Origin of the sequence: Streptomyces sp. NPDC059169, from assembly GCF_042755225.1 — a bacterium.
Lineage (GTDB): Bacteria > Actinomycetota > Actinomycetes > Streptomycetales > Streptomycetaceae > Streptomyces.
In genome coordinates, this window is sequence record NZ_JBHZCF010000008.1 from 116345 (window position 1) to 133995 (window position 17651).

Annotated in this window: 13 protein-coding genes; 5 read left to right on the forward strand and 8 right to left on the reverse strand. The window is 69.2% G+C overall.

Annotation, left to right across the window (positions count from 1 at the left end):
• Positions 1–295: 295 nt before the first annotated feature.
• The 5 genes from ACFXOM_RS16945 to ACFXOM_RS16965 form a co-directional block, all read right to left on the reverse strand.
• Positions 296–1585, reverse strand: coding sequence for a citrate synthase (locus ACFXOM_RS16945; protein ID WP_384931523.1), 1290 nt, complete (start codon positions 1583–1585; stop codon positions 296–298).
• A 167-nt stretch (positions 1586–1752) separates the two neighbouring features.
• Positions 1753–3981, reverse strand: coding sequence for an ATP-dependent RecD-like DNA helicase (locus ACFXOM_RS16950; RefSeq protein WP_385038318.1), 2229 nt, complete (start codon positions 3979–3981; stop codon positions 1753–1755).
• Between the two features lie 221 nt (positions 3982–4202).
• Positions 4203–5084: a sugar phosphate isomerase/epimerase family protein gene (locus ACFXOM_RS16955; RefSeq protein ID WP_384931570.1), complete on the reverse strand. Its 882-nt coding sequence runs from the start codon at positions 5082–5084 to the stop codon at positions 4203–4205.
• A gap of 47 nt (positions 5085–5131) precedes the next feature.
• Entirely contained in the window at positions 5132–6292 is a 1161-nt protein-coding gene (locus ACFXOM_RS16960; protein WP_385038321.1) for a dihydrodipicolinate synthase family protein, read from the reverse strand.
• Positions 6289–7440 (reverse strand): Gfo/Idh/MocA family protein, encoded by a 1152-nt coding sequence (locus ACFXOM_RS16965; RefSeq protein WP_385038324.1) that lies wholly within the window; start codon positions 7438–7440, stop codon positions 6289–6291. The genes ACFXOM_RS16960 and ACFXOM_RS16965 overlap by 4 nt, the downstream gene beginning before the upstream one ends.
• A 130-nt stretch (positions 7441–7570) precedes the next feature.
• Here ACFXOM_RS16965 and ACFXOM_RS16970 point away from each other — a divergent pair, with 130 nt between their 5' ends.
• The 3 genes from ACFXOM_RS16970 to ACFXOM_RS16980 all read left to right on the forward strand — a co-directional run bounded on the left by ACFXOM_RS16970 (position 7571) and on the right by ACFXOM_RS16980 (position 10667).
• A complete protein-coding gene (locus ACFXOM_RS16970) occupies positions 7571–8674 on the forward strand; it encodes a LacI family DNA-binding transcriptional regulator (RefSeq protein ID WP_384931511.1) in 1104 nt (367 codons plus the stop codon).
• A gap of 254 nt (positions 8675–8928) precedes the next feature.
• The gene (locus ACFXOM_RS16975) at positions 8929–9876 is read left to right on the forward strand and encodes a GNAT family N-acetyltransferase (protein ID WP_385038326.1); all 948 of its coding nucleotides are present in this window, start codon (positions 8929–8931) and stop codon (positions 9874–9876) included.
• Complete coding sequence (locus tag ACFXOM_RS16980) at positions 9873–10667, forward strand: sugar phosphate isomerase/epimerase family protein (protein WP_384931507.1); 795 nt, start codon at positions 9873–9875, stop codon at positions 10665–10667. Before ACFXOM_RS16975 ends, ACFXOM_RS16980 begins: the two co-directional genes overlap by 4 nt.
• Before the next feature lie 162 nt (positions 10668–10829).
• On the opposite strand, the gene ACFXOM_RS16985 is transcribed toward ACFXOM_RS16980, so the two are convergent.
• Entirely contained in the window at positions 10830–11150 is a 321-nt protein-coding gene (locus ACFXOM_RS16985) for a hypothetical protein (RefSeq protein WP_384945413.1), read from the reverse strand.
• Positions 11151–12524: 1374 nt separating this feature from the next.
• Here ACFXOM_RS16985 and ACFXOM_RS16990 point away from each other — a divergent pair.
• On the forward strand, positions 12525–14375 hold the full coding sequence (locus ACFXOM_RS16990; RefSeq protein ID WP_385038328.1) for a glycoside hydrolase family 3 protein: 1851 nt from the start codon (positions 12525–12527) through the stop codon (positions 14373–14375).
• 113 nt (positions 14376–14488) lie between these two features.
• Positions 14489–15163, forward strand: a complete 675-nt coding sequence (locus ACFXOM_RS16995) for a hypothetical protein (protein WP_385038329.1) — start codon at positions 14489–14491, stop codon at positions 15161–15163.
• A gap of 406 nt (positions 15164–15569) precedes the next feature.
• Here ACFXOM_RS16995 and ACFXOM_RS17000 read toward each other — a convergent pair whose 3' ends face one another.
• Entirely contained in the window at positions 15570–17009 is a 1440-nt protein-coding gene (locus tag ACFXOM_RS17000; RefSeq protein WP_385038332.1) for a S28 family serine protease, read from the reverse strand.
• 189 nt (positions 17010–17198) lie between these two features.
• A complete protein-coding gene (locus ACFXOM_RS17005; RefSeq protein ID WP_385038335.1) occupies positions 17199–17579 on the reverse strand; it encodes a hypothetical protein in 381 nt (126 codons plus the stop codon).
• Between the last annotated feature and the right edge of the window lie 72 nt (positions 17580–17651).

Sequence of the window (17651 nt, forward strand, 5' to 3'; positions counted from 1 at the left end):
CGCGAGTCTAAGTGGGCGATGCCAGAGCGTCTTGGGGGACGCTCGATGGGATGTCTTGGGGGACGTTCCAGGCAAGCGTTGGCCGGGGCACGTACGACCGGGGAGCTTTGAGCGGCCCTCCCGAAGATGCGTACCCCGGCAGACCGCGCGAAGAGCTTCTGCTGGACACCAGCAGACGCCCGGGCCGGATCCCGTGGGGGGAATCCGCACCGGGGATATGGGAAGCGCCCCGCTCTCCGACCCGTGGGGGGATCGGAAGCGGGGCGCTTCTCGCTTTGCGGTGGGAACGGCCGGGTCAGCGGGCCTCGACCGGCACGAAGTCCCGCAGGACCTCGCCGGTGTAGATCTGACGCGGACGGCCGATGCGGGAACCCGGCTCCTTGATCATCTCGTGCCACTGGGCGATCCAGCCGGGAAGGCGACCGAGCGCGAAGAGCACGGTGAACATCTCGGTCGGGAAGCCCATGGCCCGGTAGATCAGGCCGGTGTAGAAGTCGACGTTCGGGTAGAGCTTGCGCTCGACGAAGTAGTCGTCGGAGAGGGCGTGCTCTTCGAGCTTCAGCGCGATATCCAGCAGCTCGTCGGACTTGCCGAGCGCGGACAACACATCGTGGGCGGCGGCCTTGATGATCTTCGCGCGCGGGTCGAAGTTCTTGTAGACCCGGTGCCCAAAGCCCATGAGGCGGACGCCGTCCTCCTTGTTCTTCACCTTGCGGATGAAGGTGCCGACGTCACCGCCGGCGGCTGCGATGCCTTCCAGCATCTCGAGCACCGACTGGTTGGCGCCGCCGTGCAGCGGACCCCACAGCGCGGAGATGCCCGCCGAGATCGAAGCGAACATGTTCGCCTGCGACGAGCCCACCAGGCGCACCGTGGACGTCGAGCAGTTCTGCTCGTGGTCGGCGTGGAGGATGAGCAGCTTGTCGAGGGCGGCGACGACAACCGGGTCCAGCTCGTACTCCTGCGCAGGGACCGAGAAGGTCATCCGCAGGAAGTTCTCCACGTAGGCGAGGTCGTTACGCGGGTAGACGAAGGGGTGCCCGATCGACTTCTTGTAGGCGTACGCCGCAATCGTCGGCAGCTTGGCCAGCAGGCGGATGGTGGAGAGGTGGCGCTGCTTCTCGTCGAAGGGATTGTGACTGTCCTGGTAGAACGTCGACAGGGCGCTCACCACGGAGGACAGCATCGCCATGGGATGGGCGTCCCGCGGGAAGCCGTCGAAGAAGCGCTTGACGTCCTCGTGCAGCAGGGTGTGCTGGGTGATCTCACCCTTGAAGGCAGCCAGCTGGTCGACCGTCGGAAGCTCACCGTTGATCAGCAGGTAGGCCACCTCCAGGAAGGTGGAGCGCTCGGCCAGCTGCTCGATGGGGTAGCCGCGGTAGCGCAGGATGCCCTGCTCGCCGTCGAGGTAGGTGACCGCGGATTTATAGGCGGCCGTGTTGCCGTAACCGCTGTCCAGGGTCACCAGACCGGTCTGCGCGCGGAGCTTCCCGATGTCGAAGCCCTTGTCGCCCACGGTGCTCTCGACCACCGGGTAGGTGTATTCACCGTCCGCGTACCGCAGTACTACAGAGTTGTCGCTCACGTCATCCCTCACCGACGTAGTGCCTCTTCTTCGAGGTGCCCTGACTGTCTCTACCATCCCCCATTTGGCTGAGGAGAGTGCACTCGGGGTCGACCATTGGTCCAATTAGCGGCACTCAGTGCCGCCAACCTGCTCATCCTGCCCCCTTCGCCCCGGTTCCGAAAGCCCTACGTGATCTTTGCCACGAACCCTCCGCCTATCAGTCGATGGTCGAGTGCGGTAAAGCGCCTGCCTGCGGATACGGTGCGGACCGCTTGCCCTATCGCTCTGCGGGACCCCACGAGCACCACGAGCTTCTTGGCACGGGTGATGGCCGTGTAGAGGAGGTTCCTCTGGAGCATCATCCATGCCCCGGTGGTGACAGGGATCACCACGGCCGGATACTCACTGCCCTGGGAACGGTGGATGGTCACTGCGTATGCGTGTGCGAGCTCATCCAGCTCGTCGAAGTCGTAGGGCACCTCCTCGTCCTCGTCCGTCAGCACCGTCAGCCGCTGATCGACGGGATTGAGCGAGGTCACCACACCGACGGTGCCGTTGAAGACCCCGTTCTTCCCCTTCTCGTAGTTGTTGCGAATCTGGGTGACCTTGTCGCCGACCCGGAAAACCCTGCCGCCCAGCCGTTTCTCGGGCAGCTCCGGGCGAGCAGGAGTGATCGCCTGTTGCAGCAGTCCGTTCAAGGTGCCGGCACCGGCCGGGCCGCGGTGCATCGGGGCCAGCACCTGGACGTCGCGCCGGGGGTCGAGCCCGAAGCGCGCGGGGATGCGGCGGGCGGCGACGTCCACCGTGAGGCGGCCCGCTTGCTCGGTGTCCTCCTCGACGAAGAGGAAGAAGTCGCCAAGCCCCTGGGTGATCGGCTGCACTCCGGAGTTGATGCGGTGGGCGTTGGTGACGACACCGGACTTCTGGGCCTGGCGGAAGATGCGGGTCAGGCGGACGGAGGGAACCGGACTGCCGTCCGCGAGCAGATCGCTGAGCACCTCACCGGCGCCGACGCTGGGAAGCTGGTCCACGTCCCCGACCAGGAGCAAATGGGCACCCGGTGCCACCGCCTTCACCAGCTTGTTGGCCAGCAGCAGATCCAGCATGGACGCTTCGTCGACCACCACGAGGTCGGCGTCCAGCGGCCGGTCACGGTCGAACGCCGCGTCGCCCCCGGGTTTGAGCTCGAGCAGTCGGTGCACCGTGGACGCTTCGGCTCCGGTGAGCTCGGCGAGTCGTTTGGCGGCGCGCCCCGTGGGTGCGGCGAGCACCACCTTGGCCTTCTTCGCGCGGGCCAGTTCGACGATCGACCGCACGGTGAAGGACTTGCCGCAACCCGGACCACCGGTGAGCACGGCCACCCTCCGGGTGAGCGCCAGGCGCACCGCCTGCTGCTGCTCGGGGGCCAACTCGGCTCCCGTACGGTCGGCCAGCCAGGCCAGGGCTTTCCCCCAGTCCACGTCCTGGAACGTCGGCATGCGGTCGTCCCCGGCCTTCAGGAGACGGATCAGCTGCGCGGAGAGCGACAGCTCGGCCCGGTGGAACGGCACGAGGTAGACCGCGGTGACCCGATCCCCTCCGTCCGGCGCGGGGACCTGCTCCCGGACCACGCCTTCCTCGTCGGCCGCGAGCTCTGCGAGACAGTCGATGACCAGGCCCGTGTCCACCTGGAGGAGCTTCACGGCATCCGCGATGAGCTGCTCTTCGGGCAGGAAGCAGTGGCCCTGATCCGTGGACTGCGACAGCGCGTACTGCAGACCGGCCTTGACCCGGTCGGGGCTGTCGTGGGGTATGCCGACCGCCTGGGCGATCCGGTCCGCCGTGAGGAACCCGATCCCCCACACGTCCGCGGCAAGGCGGTAGGGCTGGTTCTTGACGACCGAGATCAACGCGTCCTCGTACTTCTTGTAGATCCGCACCGCGATGGAAGTCGATACGCCCACCCCCTGGAGAAAGACCATGACCTCCTTGATGGCCTTCTGCTCCTCCCAGGCGGCACCGATCATCTTCGTGCGCTTCGGACCGAGGCCAGGCACATCGATGAGCTTCTCGGGCTGCAACTCGATGACGTCCAGCGTCTCCGCTCCGAAGTGGTCGACGATGCGCTCGGCAATCTTGGGTCCGATGCCCTTGATGAGCCCTGATCCGAGATAACGGCGAATGCCCTGGACGGTGGCGGGGAGGACTGTCGTGTAGTTCTCCACGCTGAACTGCTTGCCGTACTGAGGGTGGGAACCCCAACGGCCTTCCATGCGCAGGGATTCCCCCGGTTGCGCACCGAGGAGCGACCCGACCACCGTGAGCAGCTCGCCGCCACCGCGCCCGGTGTCGACACGGGCGACGGTGTACCCGTTCTCCTCATTGGCGTAGGTGATCCGCTCCAGGACCCCTTCGACCACTGCCAGATTGGACATGGCCCGACGCTACCGCCCTCGTCGGACACCGTGACGCGCCTGTGGCCAGCAGGGAGTCCGCGAGTGCTCCGGGACGGAGCTCAGGGGGCCCGGTCAGCCGACCGGGCCCCGCACACTCCCCCTCCGTCAGTGCTCCCCGAATCCCCCCAGATCCCTCCCCGGGAGCCCTGATGCCACGTACGACCCTCCTCACCCCAAAAGGGTTGCACGACTGCGGGCAGTTATTTTTCCGGGATCCCCCGATCCCGGAACGCCGGCGAGAGAGATCCTTTCCCCGGGACTGGAGCGGGGGAGTCCTGCGCCGGCCGGAGCACGTGGCGCACGAACCTCAGGACCGTCTCCGCGAGGACCTCGACCCCGTCCCGTTCCCACAGCGCGTCATTGAAGAGTTCGACCTCGATCGGACCCGTGTAACCCGCCGCGTCGAGCGTCTCCCGCCATGCGTACAGATCGATCGCGCCGTCACCCAGCTGTCCGCGTCCGTTGAGCACACCTGCGGGCAACGGGGTTACCCAGTCAGCCATTTGGACGGCGTGGATCCTGCCGTCTGCGCCGGCCCTCGCGACCGCTTCCGGAGCTTGGTCGTCCCACCAGACGTGGTAGGTGTCCACGGCGACACCCACCTGTTCCGCCGGGAACCGCTCGGCCAGGTCGAGCGCCTGGCCGAGCGTGGAGACGACGCTGCGGTCGGCCGCGTACATCGGGTGCAACGGTTCGATCGCCAGTCGCACCCCACGCTGCTGTGCGTACGGGGCGAGGAGGCCGAGCGCGTCCGCGACGCGCTCCCGGGCTCCGTACAGGTCCCGGCTGCCCGGCGGGAGGCCGCCGGGGACCAGGACGAGGGTGTCCGTGCCCAGCACTGCCGCCTCGTCGATCGCCGCACGGTTGTCGTCCAGTGCGCGTGAGTGCGCGCTGGGGTCGGTACTGGTGAAGAATCCGCCTCGACACAGTGTGGTGACAGTGAGTCCTGCCCGTCGCACGAGTGCCGCTGCGGCGGCGACGCCGTAGGCCTGCACGGGCGCGCGCCACAGGCCGACCCCGCACACGCCCAGACCGGCACACGCCTCGGCGAGTTGCGGCAGCGTGAGCTGTCCGACGGTCATCTGATTGATGCTGAACCGGGTGATGCCCGGGGACTCCAGGGCGTCGGTCACTGGACGACTCCGTACACCGTGAGGAGGGACGTCATCCGTGCCTCGGCAAGCGGGGGATCCGGGAAGAGGCCGAGCTGGTCGGCCAGGGCGTACGCCCGCGCGAGATGGGGCAGAGAGCGCGCCGACTGCAGGCCGCCCACCATGACGAAGTGCGACTGGTACCCCGCGAGCCACGCCAGGAGGACGACTCCCGTCTTGTAGAAGCGGGTGGGTGCCTCGAAGAGATGGCGTGCCAGCACGACGGTGGGGTCGAGGAGTGCACGGAAGCCCGCTGTGTCCCCCTCGTCGAGGACTCGCACGGCCTCCGCCGCCACGGGTCCCAGCGGGTCGAAGACGCCGAGCAGGGCGTGGCTGTGGTCCGTACCGTCGCCGGCGATCAGCTCGGGGTAGTGGAAGTCGTCGCCCGTATAGCAGCGCACTCCCTCGGGCAAGCGCCGGCGCAGAGCGGCCTCGCGCCGGGCGTCCAGCAGGGAGACCTTGACTCCGTCCACCTTGCTGGGATGTTCGGCGACCACCTGCAGCACGGTTTCGCTGGCCGCGTCGAGGTCGAGGCCTCCCCAGTAGCCATCCAATGCGGGATCGAACGCCGGCCCGAGCCAGTGGAGGATCACCGGCTCCCGCGCCTGCTCCAGGAGACCCCCGTAGACCGAGAGGTAGTCCTCGGGCCCACGGGCCACGCCGACCAGTGCCCGGGACGCCAGCAGGACGGCCTGGGACCCGCAGTCCTCGACGAGCGCCAGTTGCTCCTCGTACGCTGCGCGCACGACGCCGAGTCCGACCGGCCGTCCGTCCAACTGGTCCGTCCCCACACCACAGGCGATGCGTCCGCCCACCGCCCTCGCCTCCGCAGCTGATCGCCGGATCAGCTCCGCCGCGCCCGGCCAGTCGAGGCCCATGCCCCGTTGGGAGCTGTCCATGGCCTCGGCAACGCCGAGCCCGTGCTTCCACAGGTGGCGGCGGAAAGCGAGCGTGGCGTCCCAGTCCACGGCGGCCCGACCGCCCGGCGCCGGGTCCGCGTACGGATCGGCGACGACGTGGGCCGCCGCGAAGACCGTACGGGAGACGAACGGGGAGCCGTCCGCACGGCGGGCCATGGGCTCGCTGCGCGGCTCGTACCTGTACGCAGTGCCGTCGACACGCGGCAGCCGGATCGTCACGGCACCAGCTCCGGAACGTCGAAGCGACGCCCCTCTGCGGACGACTTCAAACCGAGTTCTGCGAGCTGAACCCCCCGCGCACCCGCGAGGAGGTCCCAACGGAACGGCTCCCCCAGGGCGACGTGCCGCAGGAAGCATTCCCACTGCATCTTGAAGCCGTTGCCGAAGACGGCGTTGTCCGGGACTTCCTGCCACTGGTCACGGAAAGAGTCAGTAGCCGCCAGGTCCGGGTTCCACACGGGTTTCGGCGTGGCACTGCGGTGTTGCACCCGGCAGTGCCTCAGACCCGCCACGGCAGAACCATGCACCCCGTCGACCTGGAACTCCACCAACTCGTCACGGTTCACCCGCACCGCCCAGCTCGAGTTGACCTGGGCGACGACACCCCCCTCCAGTTGGAACACGGCGTACGCCGCATCATCAGCGGTCGCCTCGTAGGGCTTGCCGTGCTCGTCCCAGCGCCGGGGGAGATGGGTCACGGCGTGCGCCTGGACGGTCTTCACCCGGCCGAAGAGCTCATGGAGCACGTACTCCCAGTGGGGGAACATGTCGACGACGATGCCGCCCCCGTCCTCAGAGCGGTAGTTCCAGGAGGGACGCTGGGCTTCCTGCCAGTCCCCTTCGAAGACCCAGTAGCCGAACTCCCCGCGCACGGAGAGGATCCGGCCGAAGAAGCCCCCTTCGACCAGGCGTTTCAGTTTCAGTAGTCCCGGCAGGAAGAGCTTGTCCTGGACGACGCCGTGCCGGATGCCGGCCTGCCGCGCGAGCCGGACGAGCGCGAGGGCGCTCTGCAGATCGGCTGCCGTGGGCTTCTCGGTGTAGACGTGCTTGCCCGCCGAGATCGCCTTCGTCACGGCAGGCGCGCGGGCCGAGGTGACCTGGGAGTCGAAGTAGACGTCGGTCGCCGGGTCGGCGAGCACCGCATCCAGGTCGGTGGACCAGTCCGACAGGCCGTGGCGCCTCGCGATCTCCCGCAGGGCTTGCTCTCGACGACCCACGAGAATCGGCTCCGGCCAGAGGACGTTGCCGTCCGTGAGGGAGAGTCCGCCCTGTTCGCGGATGGCGAGGAGCGAACGCACCAGGTGCTGTCGGTATCCCATGCGCCCCGTGACGCCGTTCATGGCGATCCGCACGGTCCTGCGTGTCACGAAGTTGCCTCCATGTTCCTCGATACGGCGGTGACCGGAGCATGGCAAGCGCTTTCTACATGCTATGACGCTAGCCTGCCGCCAGCAGCCCGGACAAGGGCACGGCCCGATCTCCCCACGGAGGGAAGCGATGACAGTCACGCTCGCTGATGTGGCCGCCCGCGCCCGGGTGTCCCCGGCCACCGTCTCCCGGGTCCTCAACGGCAACTACCCCGTTGCCTCGACGACGCGCGAGCGTGTACTCCGTGCGGTTGACGAACTGGACTACGTGCTGAACGGACCGGCCAGCTCCCTCGCCGCAGCCACGTCCGACCTGGTCGGCATCCTCGTCAACGACATCGCCGACCCCTTCTTCGGGATCATGGCCGGAGCCGCACAGACCGCGATCGGCGAAGGTGCGTGCGGACGGGCGGGAGGCGAGAAGCTCGCCGTCGTCTGCAACACCGGGGGATCACCCGAACGCGAACTGACCTACCTCACGCTGCTGCAGCGGCAGCGAGCGGCAGCGGTCGTCCTGACGGGAGGGGCACTGGAGGACCCGGACCACGTCGCAGCCATGTCGCTGAAGCTCGGGAAGCTGGCCGACGCGGGGACGACCGTGGTTCTGTGTGGCAGGCCGCCGGTGCCAGGCGGCTGCGTCACGGCCACGCTCGCCTTCGACAACCGCGGCGGCGGACGGCGACTCACCGAGCACCTGATCTCACTGGGTCACCGTCGCATCGGATACATCGCCGGGCCGGCGGACAGGACGACGACCCGGCACCGGCTCGAGGGGCACCGGGCGGCACTGGCGGCGTCCCCGGACACGCACGACGGCCGCGCGGGTGCCGGGCGGGACGGGACGGGACCGCTGGACGGTGCGGAGCCGCTCACGATCCACGGCCCGTACGACCGGCGATCGGGGTACGCGGCCGCGTTGGAGTTGTTGCGCCGCGCCCCGGAGCTGACGGCGATCGTCGCCGCGAACGACACCGTGGCCCTGGGCGTCTGCGCAGCACTGCGGGACCAGGGGCTGCGCATTCCGGAGGACGTCTCGGTGGCGGGCTTCGACGACCTGCCGTTCTCCGTCGACGCGGTTCCGGCACTGACGACGGTGCGCCTTGCCCTGCACGAGGCCGGGGCGCGGGCCGGAAGGCTCGCTCTGGGGGCGGAAGCTCCACCGCCGGAAGGCACGGCGGTGATCGGTGCGGAGCTGGTGGTGCGGTCCTCGACGGCCCCGCCCCGCACACGCTGACGCTCGCCACCGGTCAGCCGGGGCGTACAGGCGGCGTCCGACGGCGGAGCATCGGGCCCCGAGCGGCTCCTCGGCCGGCGGGTTCCCGCTACGAACGGACCCCAGCACTTCCGAGCGCCTGCACAGCTGTGACCTGCGGTCGAGTGGGCGCGTGCCGCGCCGCGATCCCGCGCGTGGGGAGTTATCCACAGGCCTTGTCGGTGCCCCCAGCCGAACCTATCTTTGACTCAGTCAAAGAAACCGGGGGTGGCATCGTGACCGTTCACGATATCCGTGCGTTCAACCGCTTCTACACGAACCTCATCGGGGCACTCGACTACGGCAAGCACCTCCACGCGCCGTACACGCTCACGGAATCGCGCGTCCTGTACGAGCTGGCCCACAGCCGGCGTACGGACGCCGCAGATCTCCGTCTCGAACTGTCCCTGGACGCCGGCTATCTGAGCCGTCTCCTCGGCAAGTTCGAGCGCGACGGCCTGGTGGAACGCGGTCCGTCGGACGTGGACCCGCGGCGCCAGCGCATCACGCTCACGGCACGGGGCCAGCAGGCCACGACGCTGTTGGACGAGCGGTCGCGGGCGGCGGTGGGCACGCTGGTGACAGCCATTCCCGAGGAGGACCGGCATCGTCTGACGGATGCGATGCAGACGGTGCGCGACATACTGGGCGGGGCGCGGACGGACCGGGAACCAGCGCATGACGACGGTCCGGTGCTGCGTGATCCAGCACCTGGGGACCTCGGCTGGATGGTCCAGCGCCATGGAGCGATCTATGCGGCTGAATACGGGTGGAACACGGACTTCGAAGCGCTGGTGGCGCGCATAGTCGCCGACTTCGCCCAGGACCACGACCACCGAAGCGAGCGGGTGTGGATAGCAGAGTTGGACGGCCGCCCGGTCGGTTCGGTGATGTGCGTCGCGGACGAGGCACCGGCCACGGCCCGGTTGCGGTTGCTGCTCGTCGACCCGGGAGCACGCGGTCACGGCCTTGGGGACCGGCTGGTGCAAACAGTGGTGAATTTCGCCCGCGAAGTCGGGTATCGGGAGCTGGTGCTGTGGACGAATGACGTACTGACCGCCGCCCGCAGGATCTACCAGCGCGCCGGGTTCACCCTCGTCGCCGAGACGCCGCACCGGTCGTACGGTGCTGACCTGGTCGGTCAGGACTGGCGACTCCCACTGCAGGAAGGATCGCCACGATGAAATTCGCCTTCTCGACCCTCGGGGTACCGGGCCTGTCCGTGCCGGAAGTGGCCGCCCTCGCTGCCGCCACGGGGTTCCACGGGGTGGAGCTTCGAGCCCACCCGGAGGAGCCGGTCCATCCGGGAATCACCGCGCGCGAACGACAAGCAGCGGCGAAGGAGTTCCTGCGAGCAGGTGTGGAGGTCCTGACCGTGGCCGGCTACGCGCGGGTCGCGGGCGTAGGTAGCGACGACGCCGTGCGCCGGGAGTTGGCCGGACTGTTGCACCTGGCCAGGGATGTGGGAGCGTCGAACATCCGGGTCTTCCCTGGCGGCGCCGACCAGGATCCAAAGGCGGCGGACGCCACGGCGGCGCGCCGCCTCGGCTCCGCCGCGGAGACGGCAGCGGACCTGGGGGTGCGCATCCTCTTGGAAACCCACGACTCCCACCGCACGGGTGCAGCGGTCTCCCGCATCCTCGGGCCGGTGGGTCACAAGAACCTGGGTGCGATCTGGGACGTGCTGCACCCGTGGCTCGAACACGAAGCGCCGGCAGCCACTCATGCAGCCCTGGGACCCTACCTGGGGTACGTCCAGGTCAAGGACGTCGCCTCGGAAGGTGACCAGACCCCGCTGCCGCTCGGTTCCGGCGTCCTGCCGCTCGCCGAGTGCCTGGCCCTCGTGGACGACGACGGCTGGGTCTGCTGGGAGTACGAGAAACGTTGGTACCCGGACGCGGCGGAACTGCCAGACATGCTGGCGGCGGGGAGGGAGCACCTGGAGTCCTTGCGCGGCGCACCGGGAGAGGAATGACGACGAGTGGGCGGCGTGCAGTCAGCCCCCGAGGAGGAGAGGTCCTTTCGGAGCAGCGCCGGCCCGTGACCTGGAGGCATCGGCCGGTATCGGTCGAGGCATCGGTCCGCGGAAGAGCTGGGCAGGGGAAGCCCGAACTCGGAGACACGACACGGCTTGCGCTCAGGCGTTCCGGCACCTCTCGGTGACGAACTTGCCGTTGCCACCGTCCCGGAAAGTGACGGTCCTGCCGTCGCGATTGAACTTGATGTACTTGCCGTCCTTCTCGTACGCCTGACCGAGCGACAGGACGACCACCACGACGCCCTTCGAATCCAGGTCGAGGAAAGCGCGCCCGTTGTTGATCGTGACGACCGCGAAACCTGTGTCACATACGAGCTGTGAAGGGGGAGCCGCAGGGGGCTGGGCCGCAACTGCGGGCGCGGCGGCCAGAGCGGCCACCGCGATAGCGGAAACGACAGCACGAGCGGGAAGATGCATCATGCCGGCCCTCCAAGTGTGTGGCGGGCTACGCGTTCGATCACGTGCTCTTGCCGATCCCCTCCACCGTAAGCCCGGCATCCGACGGACCGCACGCGGGCGGTGAAACGGGCCGCCGAGCGGCGGCGTCGACTCTGTCCCCTCGTACTGCATCCCCTGCTCGATCAACGGCCGCGGGGTCCGCCATGGGGCACGCATTCCCTACCGGCCGGCTCATTCGGTCACCTCGTAGAGCCCCGGTGTGTCCCCCTCCGCAGGACGCGCGGACCTCCCGGGACCGCAACCACGCTGCGCTTCCCGGGGCCAGGGCTCGGCCACGCCCAGTTGGGGCCAGGGCAACCGGGCGATCCGGAGGAGGCGTAGGCCGACCCGTCGTGGTGACTGCTGCGGAGTCGCCCCAAGCCGCACTGCTGTGCGACGACGTGGTGCCCGACGTCGAGGCGCTCGACGGACTCTCGATACGCCCCGGCGGAGAACGGCCATCGGTACGCCGCGCACGAAGCCGCCGGGACGGAACCGGTGCGGCTGAGACACGGTGAATCTGGCGGCCACCCCGTTGCGGGCCCCGAGTTCGTCACGGCCCGTGAGAACTGAGGCGGGAGCGTTGATGTCCGTGGTCGCAACTGAGGTGCGTACTCGCCGCGATCGCCCAGGGCATGTCCATCGCCCGTTGAGGAAGGACGCTGACGACGGTCGGGCACGTGTCCCTCTTGCCCTCAGCGCTCTTCGCGCGGCATCCAGGGAATCTCCGCGCCGAGGGAACCCGCGACGGTGGGCCGTCGTCCAACTGTCGTGCGCCGGTGAGTCTCCGTAGCGCGGTGTCGGCTCTCGTTGCTGGCTGCGATCGCTGACTCCCCTCTCCAGCCGCCTGCGGCCGGCAGCACACCGCCATCGGCGCGCCCCTCCCAATCGCCGGTGGCGGTCCCATGCTTCTCCCTCCTCCCCACACGTCCCGCTCTGGCCGTCCTCCGCACCCTCGGCACGTGCGCAGGCTTGCCCCGACCTCGCAGCGTGCACCACGCCCCACCCGATATGCGCCATGGCGTCAGGTCGCCCTGCGGGCTCCGGGCCCTCGCAACACTGGTGGCGCAGAACGACTCGGCCCACCCCTGTCGTCGGCATCCCCGCCCCGCGCCCGGCGGACCGGCTTCCCAAGGCACCCGACAAGGACAGACCGGGCACCTCGGGCCACACACCGGCCGCCTCGAGCGGGTCCCGACGAACCGCACCGATCCCCGGGACAACGCCCGTTCGCTGCCGCCAGTTCGTCCACTGCGACGCCCAGACGTCCCCACCCCCGGACTCCCACGCCGTACGGGCCCATCCCTTGACTGGCAATTACTTTCCAGATATCCGTGACTCTTGGAAGTTTCCTTCATGGAAGGAGCACCCGTGTCCGCCCGGATCAACCCCACACGACGTACCCTCCTGACCGCGACGGCTGCGGGGGCTGCGGCCGCCACCGTCGCCTCCGCTCCCGCACGCGCCGCCTCGCACCCCAGCTCCCGCACCCGCGAGCGCCTACGGCAGCTCGTCTCCCGGATGAGCCTGGAGGAGAAGGTCGGCCAGCTCTTCGTGATGCGGGTGTACGGGCACTCCGCCACCGCTCCCGACCAGGCGGACATCGAGGCCAACCGCAGGGAGATCGGCGTGAGCACGGCCGCCGAGCTGATCGATCGCTACCACGTCGGGGGGATCATCTACTTCAGCTGGGCGCACAACACCCGCAGCCCGCACCAGATCGTCGATCTCTCGAACGGAATCCAGCGTGCGGGGCTCGCCCAGCCCACTCCGGTGCCGTTGCTGATCTCCACCGATCAGGAGCACGGGATCGTGGCCCGTGTCGGCCGACCGGCCACCCTCCTGCCCGGAGCGATGGCGCTCGGTGCGGCGGGTTCCCGCGCCGATGCCCGCAAGGCCGCCCGGATCGCGGGGAAGGAACTCGCGGCGATGGGCATCACCCAGGACTACGCACCGGTCGCCGACGTGAACGTCAACCCGGCCAACCCGGTCATCGGGGTACGTTCGTTCGGGGCCGACCCGCAGGCCGTCGCAAGGCTCGTCGCCGCACAGGTGCAGGGCTACCAGAGCGCGGGCGTCGCGGCGACGTCCAAACACTTCCCAGGCCATGGCGACACCAAAGACGACAGTCACTACGCCCTGCCGACCATCCACCACTCCCGCGCACAGTGGGCGGACTTGGACGCCCCTCCGTTCCGGGCCGCGATCGCCGCCGGGGTCGACTCGATCATGACCGCCCACATCGTCGTTCCCGCCCTGGATCCCCGTGAGGACCCGGCGACGCTGTCCCGCCCCATCGTCACCGGAATCCTTCGTGAACGACTCGGATACGACGGGGTGGTCGTCACCGATTCCCTCGGCATGGCAGGCGTCCGTCAGAAGTACGGAGACGACCGTGTCCCCGTACTCGCCCTGAAAGCGGGATGCGACCAACTGCTCAACCCGCCTGATCTCGCCGTCGCCTGGAACGCAGTCCTGCAGGCGGTCGGGAACGGCGACCTCAGCGAAGCTCGCATCGAGGAATCCATCGTTCGCATCCTGCTGCTGAAGTGGAAACTGGGCCTGTTCCGGGACCCGTTCGTCCCCCAGGACGGCGTGGACCGCGTGGTCGGCATCCGGTCGCACCTGACCGCCGCCGACCGGATTGCCGAGAGGACGACCACCCTGCTCCTCAACGAGAACCGGCTTTTGCCGCTCTCCCGGCGACATCACCGCACCCTCCTGGTCGTCGGCGCCGACCCGGCTTCCCCCACCGGGACGACGGGGCCGCCGACCGCCACGCTCGCCCGGGCCTTCACCGAGTTGGGCTTCACCACCGCCGCGCTGTCCACGGGCACCGCGCCGTCCGCCGCGCAGATCGAGGAAGCGCTGACGGCCGCCGTCGGCAAGGACGCCGTCATCGTCGCCACCTACAACGTCACGCCCGACAGCCAGCAACGCACCCTCGTCTCCAGCCTCATCGCGACGCGGATCCCCGTGGTCACCGTTGCCATCCGCAACCCGTACGACATCGCCCAACTCGTCAACTACGGCCCCGCGGCCTCACTCGCCACGTACAGCTGGACTGACGTGGAACTCCGCGCAGCCGCCGGGGTGATCGCGGGCAGAGGGAGGCCGCGGGGCCGGCTGCCCGTCCCCGTACCGCGTGCGGACGATCCGGCGCAGGTGCTGTACCCGGTCGGATACGGCCTCACTTACCAGACGTAGCGCACGGTACGACGCCCTGCCGGGGTAGCACCCCCACACGACGGAAAGCTCGCAGCTCCACTGGCGTGACCCCTGTCCCCCGGTCCAGGCTGGACCGACGGACAGGGGGTTACATGCGTTTTCGGCGGCTGGGCGCGGGGGTGGCGTGCGTCCTCCTGGTCGCCGCCTGCCAGCCGTCGTCGGACGGGGACGGCCGAGGCAGCGGGGGTGGTGGCGCCGGTCGCGGGAGCGAAAGCGAGCGCCACGGCGGGAACGCCGGTGGTGGGGGCGGGGGGCCACGCGTCGGACGGTCCGGTGACGGGGCGGTGTTCCTCGGCCCGGGTGACTGCAGTGGCCGGAGCGGGGACCACGTCAGCGTGCGCGAGGTTCCCTGCAGCAGTGAGAGGGCGGTGGCACGGGTGGTCGCGCGGTACGAGGGTCGTCCCTCGGCCGGCCCGGACTGCCCGGCCACCACGGACTTCGTCCTCCATGTCTCCGAACGGCTGCCGGCGTTCGACGAGGACGGTGATGGTGCCGTGCCCCAGGGATACGCGTGCATGCGCAATCTGGAGCCGCCCCATCCCGGCGATCCGGGCGGGGGCGGCGGTCCCCGCACCATCGTCGGCGACTGCGTGTACGCCTCACGAAAGGGCCAGGTGAAGGAAGTCGCCTGCGACGGCTCGGGCGGGCACCGGCCCGAGTTCGAGGTGACCGCCGCAGTGGCCGAGCGGGACCAGTGCCCTTCGTCGGCCGACCTGTACGTCCAGTTGGGCGGCGAACGGCCGATCGGCTGCGCCCGGCGACTGTGAACATCGCGGACGCCGCGCACCGGCTCCGGGTCGGGCTGCTCCTGTCGGCACCGGCGTGCCGGAACCGCGCAGCAGCGACTCCCGTACGGAGCCACCGCCCGCCCGGGCCGGCGCCCCGCAATCGGTGCTCGGCAGCAGCTGCGTCCCGCACGGCACCACCGCGCCGGTGCCCCGTCCCCGATGCCCTGCGCGGCCCGAGCGGACCGTGCGGAATCCAGGAGAGCCCTGCCCGGCACCGCACGGGACGCGCCACCGCGTGCCCGGAGACCGCACTTCGGTGCCCGGGCCGCTGCGGGCCCGCAGGGAAACGCAGCGGTCCCGCAGCGGCGCGGACACTCGGTCCTCCCCCACGAACGCAACGGGGGACGTATCCCACCCTGCGGGCGCGGGGGAGTTCACCTGGGCGTCACGGACGCAGCATCGGCTCGCGCTGGATGTCCTGCTTGTCGAGCTTCGCGTCGGGCTTGGTCAGCCGCTTCGCGGTCGACGGGTCGTCCTCGACGGCCGCCGGAGCGACGCCCGCCCACTCGAGGATCCGAGCGGTGGCCTTCGCCTTCTCCTCAGGCGTCAGGCCCGCCACGTTCGCGCCGTGGTTCGCTCCCGGAGCGACGAAGACGTAGCTGTCCCGAGCCCCCTTGCCGAGGGAGAACCGTTCGGCGCCCCAGGGGTCGTTCTGGCCGTACACGAACATCATTTGCTTCGCGTGGTGCCTGACCCAGTGGTCCACGTCGTCCATCACCCAGGGCTTGAAGCGCATCGGGATCTCCCGCGGTACGAAGTTCCGCGGAGCCATGTAGCCGTAGCGGCTCAGTCCCTTCAGGTGCGGCAGCTTGATCGTGGGTGAGCCGAGTTCGGTGCCCGCCTGGTAGTAATACGGTGTGTACGGCTCCAGCCCCTGGTCGGTGTAGAAGGAGAAGCCGGAGACCGCGTCGACGCTGTCCCAGATCGCCTGGTCCGGGGCCGTGGCCGCAACCGGTATCGAGGGGCAGTCCGCCAGCAGGCTGTACTGCCAGAAGGCCCAGCCGTAGTCGAGGACGACGGCCTCGAACGCCTTGTCGAGCGAACCGACGGTCTTGAAGGTGTAGCCGTTGTCCGCGGCGTACGTGCGGTACTTGGCCTCCAGGGACTCGCGGCGCACCAGGGCCTCTCGCTGCACCGCGTTCACCTTGTCGCGGCACTCCTTGGTGCCGACCTTCTCGAAGAACCGGTCGTAGGCCGAATCCTTCTTGTCGTTCACGTCGTTGGGCGCCACGTAGGCGACGACACCGTCCATGTCGCGCGGGTAGAAGCGCTCGTAGTACGTGGCGGTCATGCCGCCCTTCGAGCCACCTGTGGCGATCCACTTCTTGTCGTAGATCTTCTTCAGGGCGGCGAAGACGCGGTGCTGGTCACTGGCGGCCTGCCAGATGTTCAGCTTGGACCAGTCGGCCGGCTGAGGGCGGGACGGCGTGAAGAATCGGTACTCCAGGTCGACCTGGTTGCCGTCGACGATCTGGGTCGGCTCACGGCGCCGAGGGGTGGTCCCCACGTTGTAGCCGCTCGTGTAGAAGACGGTCGGGCGGGACGTGTCCTTGTGCAGCAGCGTGATGCGCTGCAGGAACGTGCCCTTCGACGGATGCCGGTGGTCCACCGGCTGGGCGTAGTTGAGCACGAAGTAGCGGTAGCCGGGGTACGGCTTCTCCTCGATCAGGCTCATCCCGGAGATCGCGAGGATCCGGTCCTTGATGTCCGTGGACGCTTCCGGTGATCCGACGGCCGGTTCGGCGGCGGTGGCCGCGCCCGCCGTCGCCCCTGCCATGCCGACGAGCATGACGAGCGACAGCAGCCATCTCAGCGCCTTGCGCATGCACCCTCCCCTTGGGTTCACAGTGGTCGCGGCGAACCTAGCGGGGCAACACCCTTATCGCCATACCCAATTGACCCAGACGCACGGGGTCGGCCGGACCAAGCGGGGGAACGGCCTACCCCGCGGGGCGGGGAATCGGCAGCCCCCGGGGAGGATGGGAAGGGGCCGGGAGGATCCGGGTACGGCTCCTCAGCAGAGGACCCATCCCGTAGAAACGGTCCTGCCGCCGACGGAGCCCGACACGCGGATACAGCGGTTGAGAGCGTGCACGGTCACGGGGCCGGCCTGCCGGGCGAAACGGCCGGAATCGACCGCGGCACGGCCGCCCCGCGGCTGGAGCGAGACGAATGCGGCACGGGGTCTGCCGGGCTTCTTGATGACGGTGAGCGCACACGCGTAGTGCCGCTTCTTGTAGATGCGCAGCTCGCCCATGGGGAGTCCCAGCCTCTTCACTGGTCGCCCCGAGCAGACGGACCGCGCCTGCGCCTCGTACACCCCCGGGCCCACCAGCGTCAGCGCCGCCACGACCGCGAGCGCTGCAAGGACGTGCAGCAGAAGTCTTCCGAACACGCTTGCCTCCCCTCCTCCATCATGCGTACTGACGTACGACGCGGGCAAAGGCCCGGACGGTTGCCGTCCGGG

Excerpts from the sequence above, each read along its gene's own strand:
- ACFXOM_RS16950 (WP_385038318.1), bottom strand. The coding sequence starts at position 3,981 with ATGTCCAATCTGGCAGTGGTCGAAGGGGTCCTGGAGCGGATCACCTAC.
- ACFXOM_RS16990 (WP_385038328.1), top strand. The coding sequence starts at position 12,525 with ATGGAAGGAGCACCCGTGTCCGCCCGGATCAACCCCACACGACGTACC.
- ACFXOM_RS16995 (WP_385038329.1), top strand. The coding sequence starts at position 14,489 with ATGCGTTTTCGGCGGCTGGGCGCGGGGGTGGCGTGCGTCCTCCTGGTC.
- ACFXOM_RS16970 (WP_384931511.1), top strand. The coding sequence starts at position 7,571 with ATGACAGTCACGCTCGCTGATGTGGCCGCCCGCGCCCGGGTGTCCCCG.
- ACFXOM_RS16955 (WP_384931570.1), bottom strand. The coding sequence starts at position 5,084 with ATGACCGTCGGACAGCTCACGCTGCCGCAACTCGCCGAGGCGTGTGCC.
- ACFXOM_RS16980 (WP_384931507.1), top strand. The coding sequence starts at position 9,873 with ATGAAATTCGCCTTCTCGACCCTCGGGGTACCGGGCCTGTCCGTGCCG.
- ACFXOM_RS16985 (WP_384945413.1), bottom strand. The coding sequence starts at position 11,150 with ATGATGCATCTTCCCGCTCGTGCTGTCGTTTCCGCTATCGCGGTGGCC.
- ACFXOM_RS17000 (WP_385038332.1), bottom strand. The coding sequence starts at position 17,009 with ATGCGCAAGGCGCTGAGATGGCTGCTGTCGCTCGTCATGCTCGTCGGC.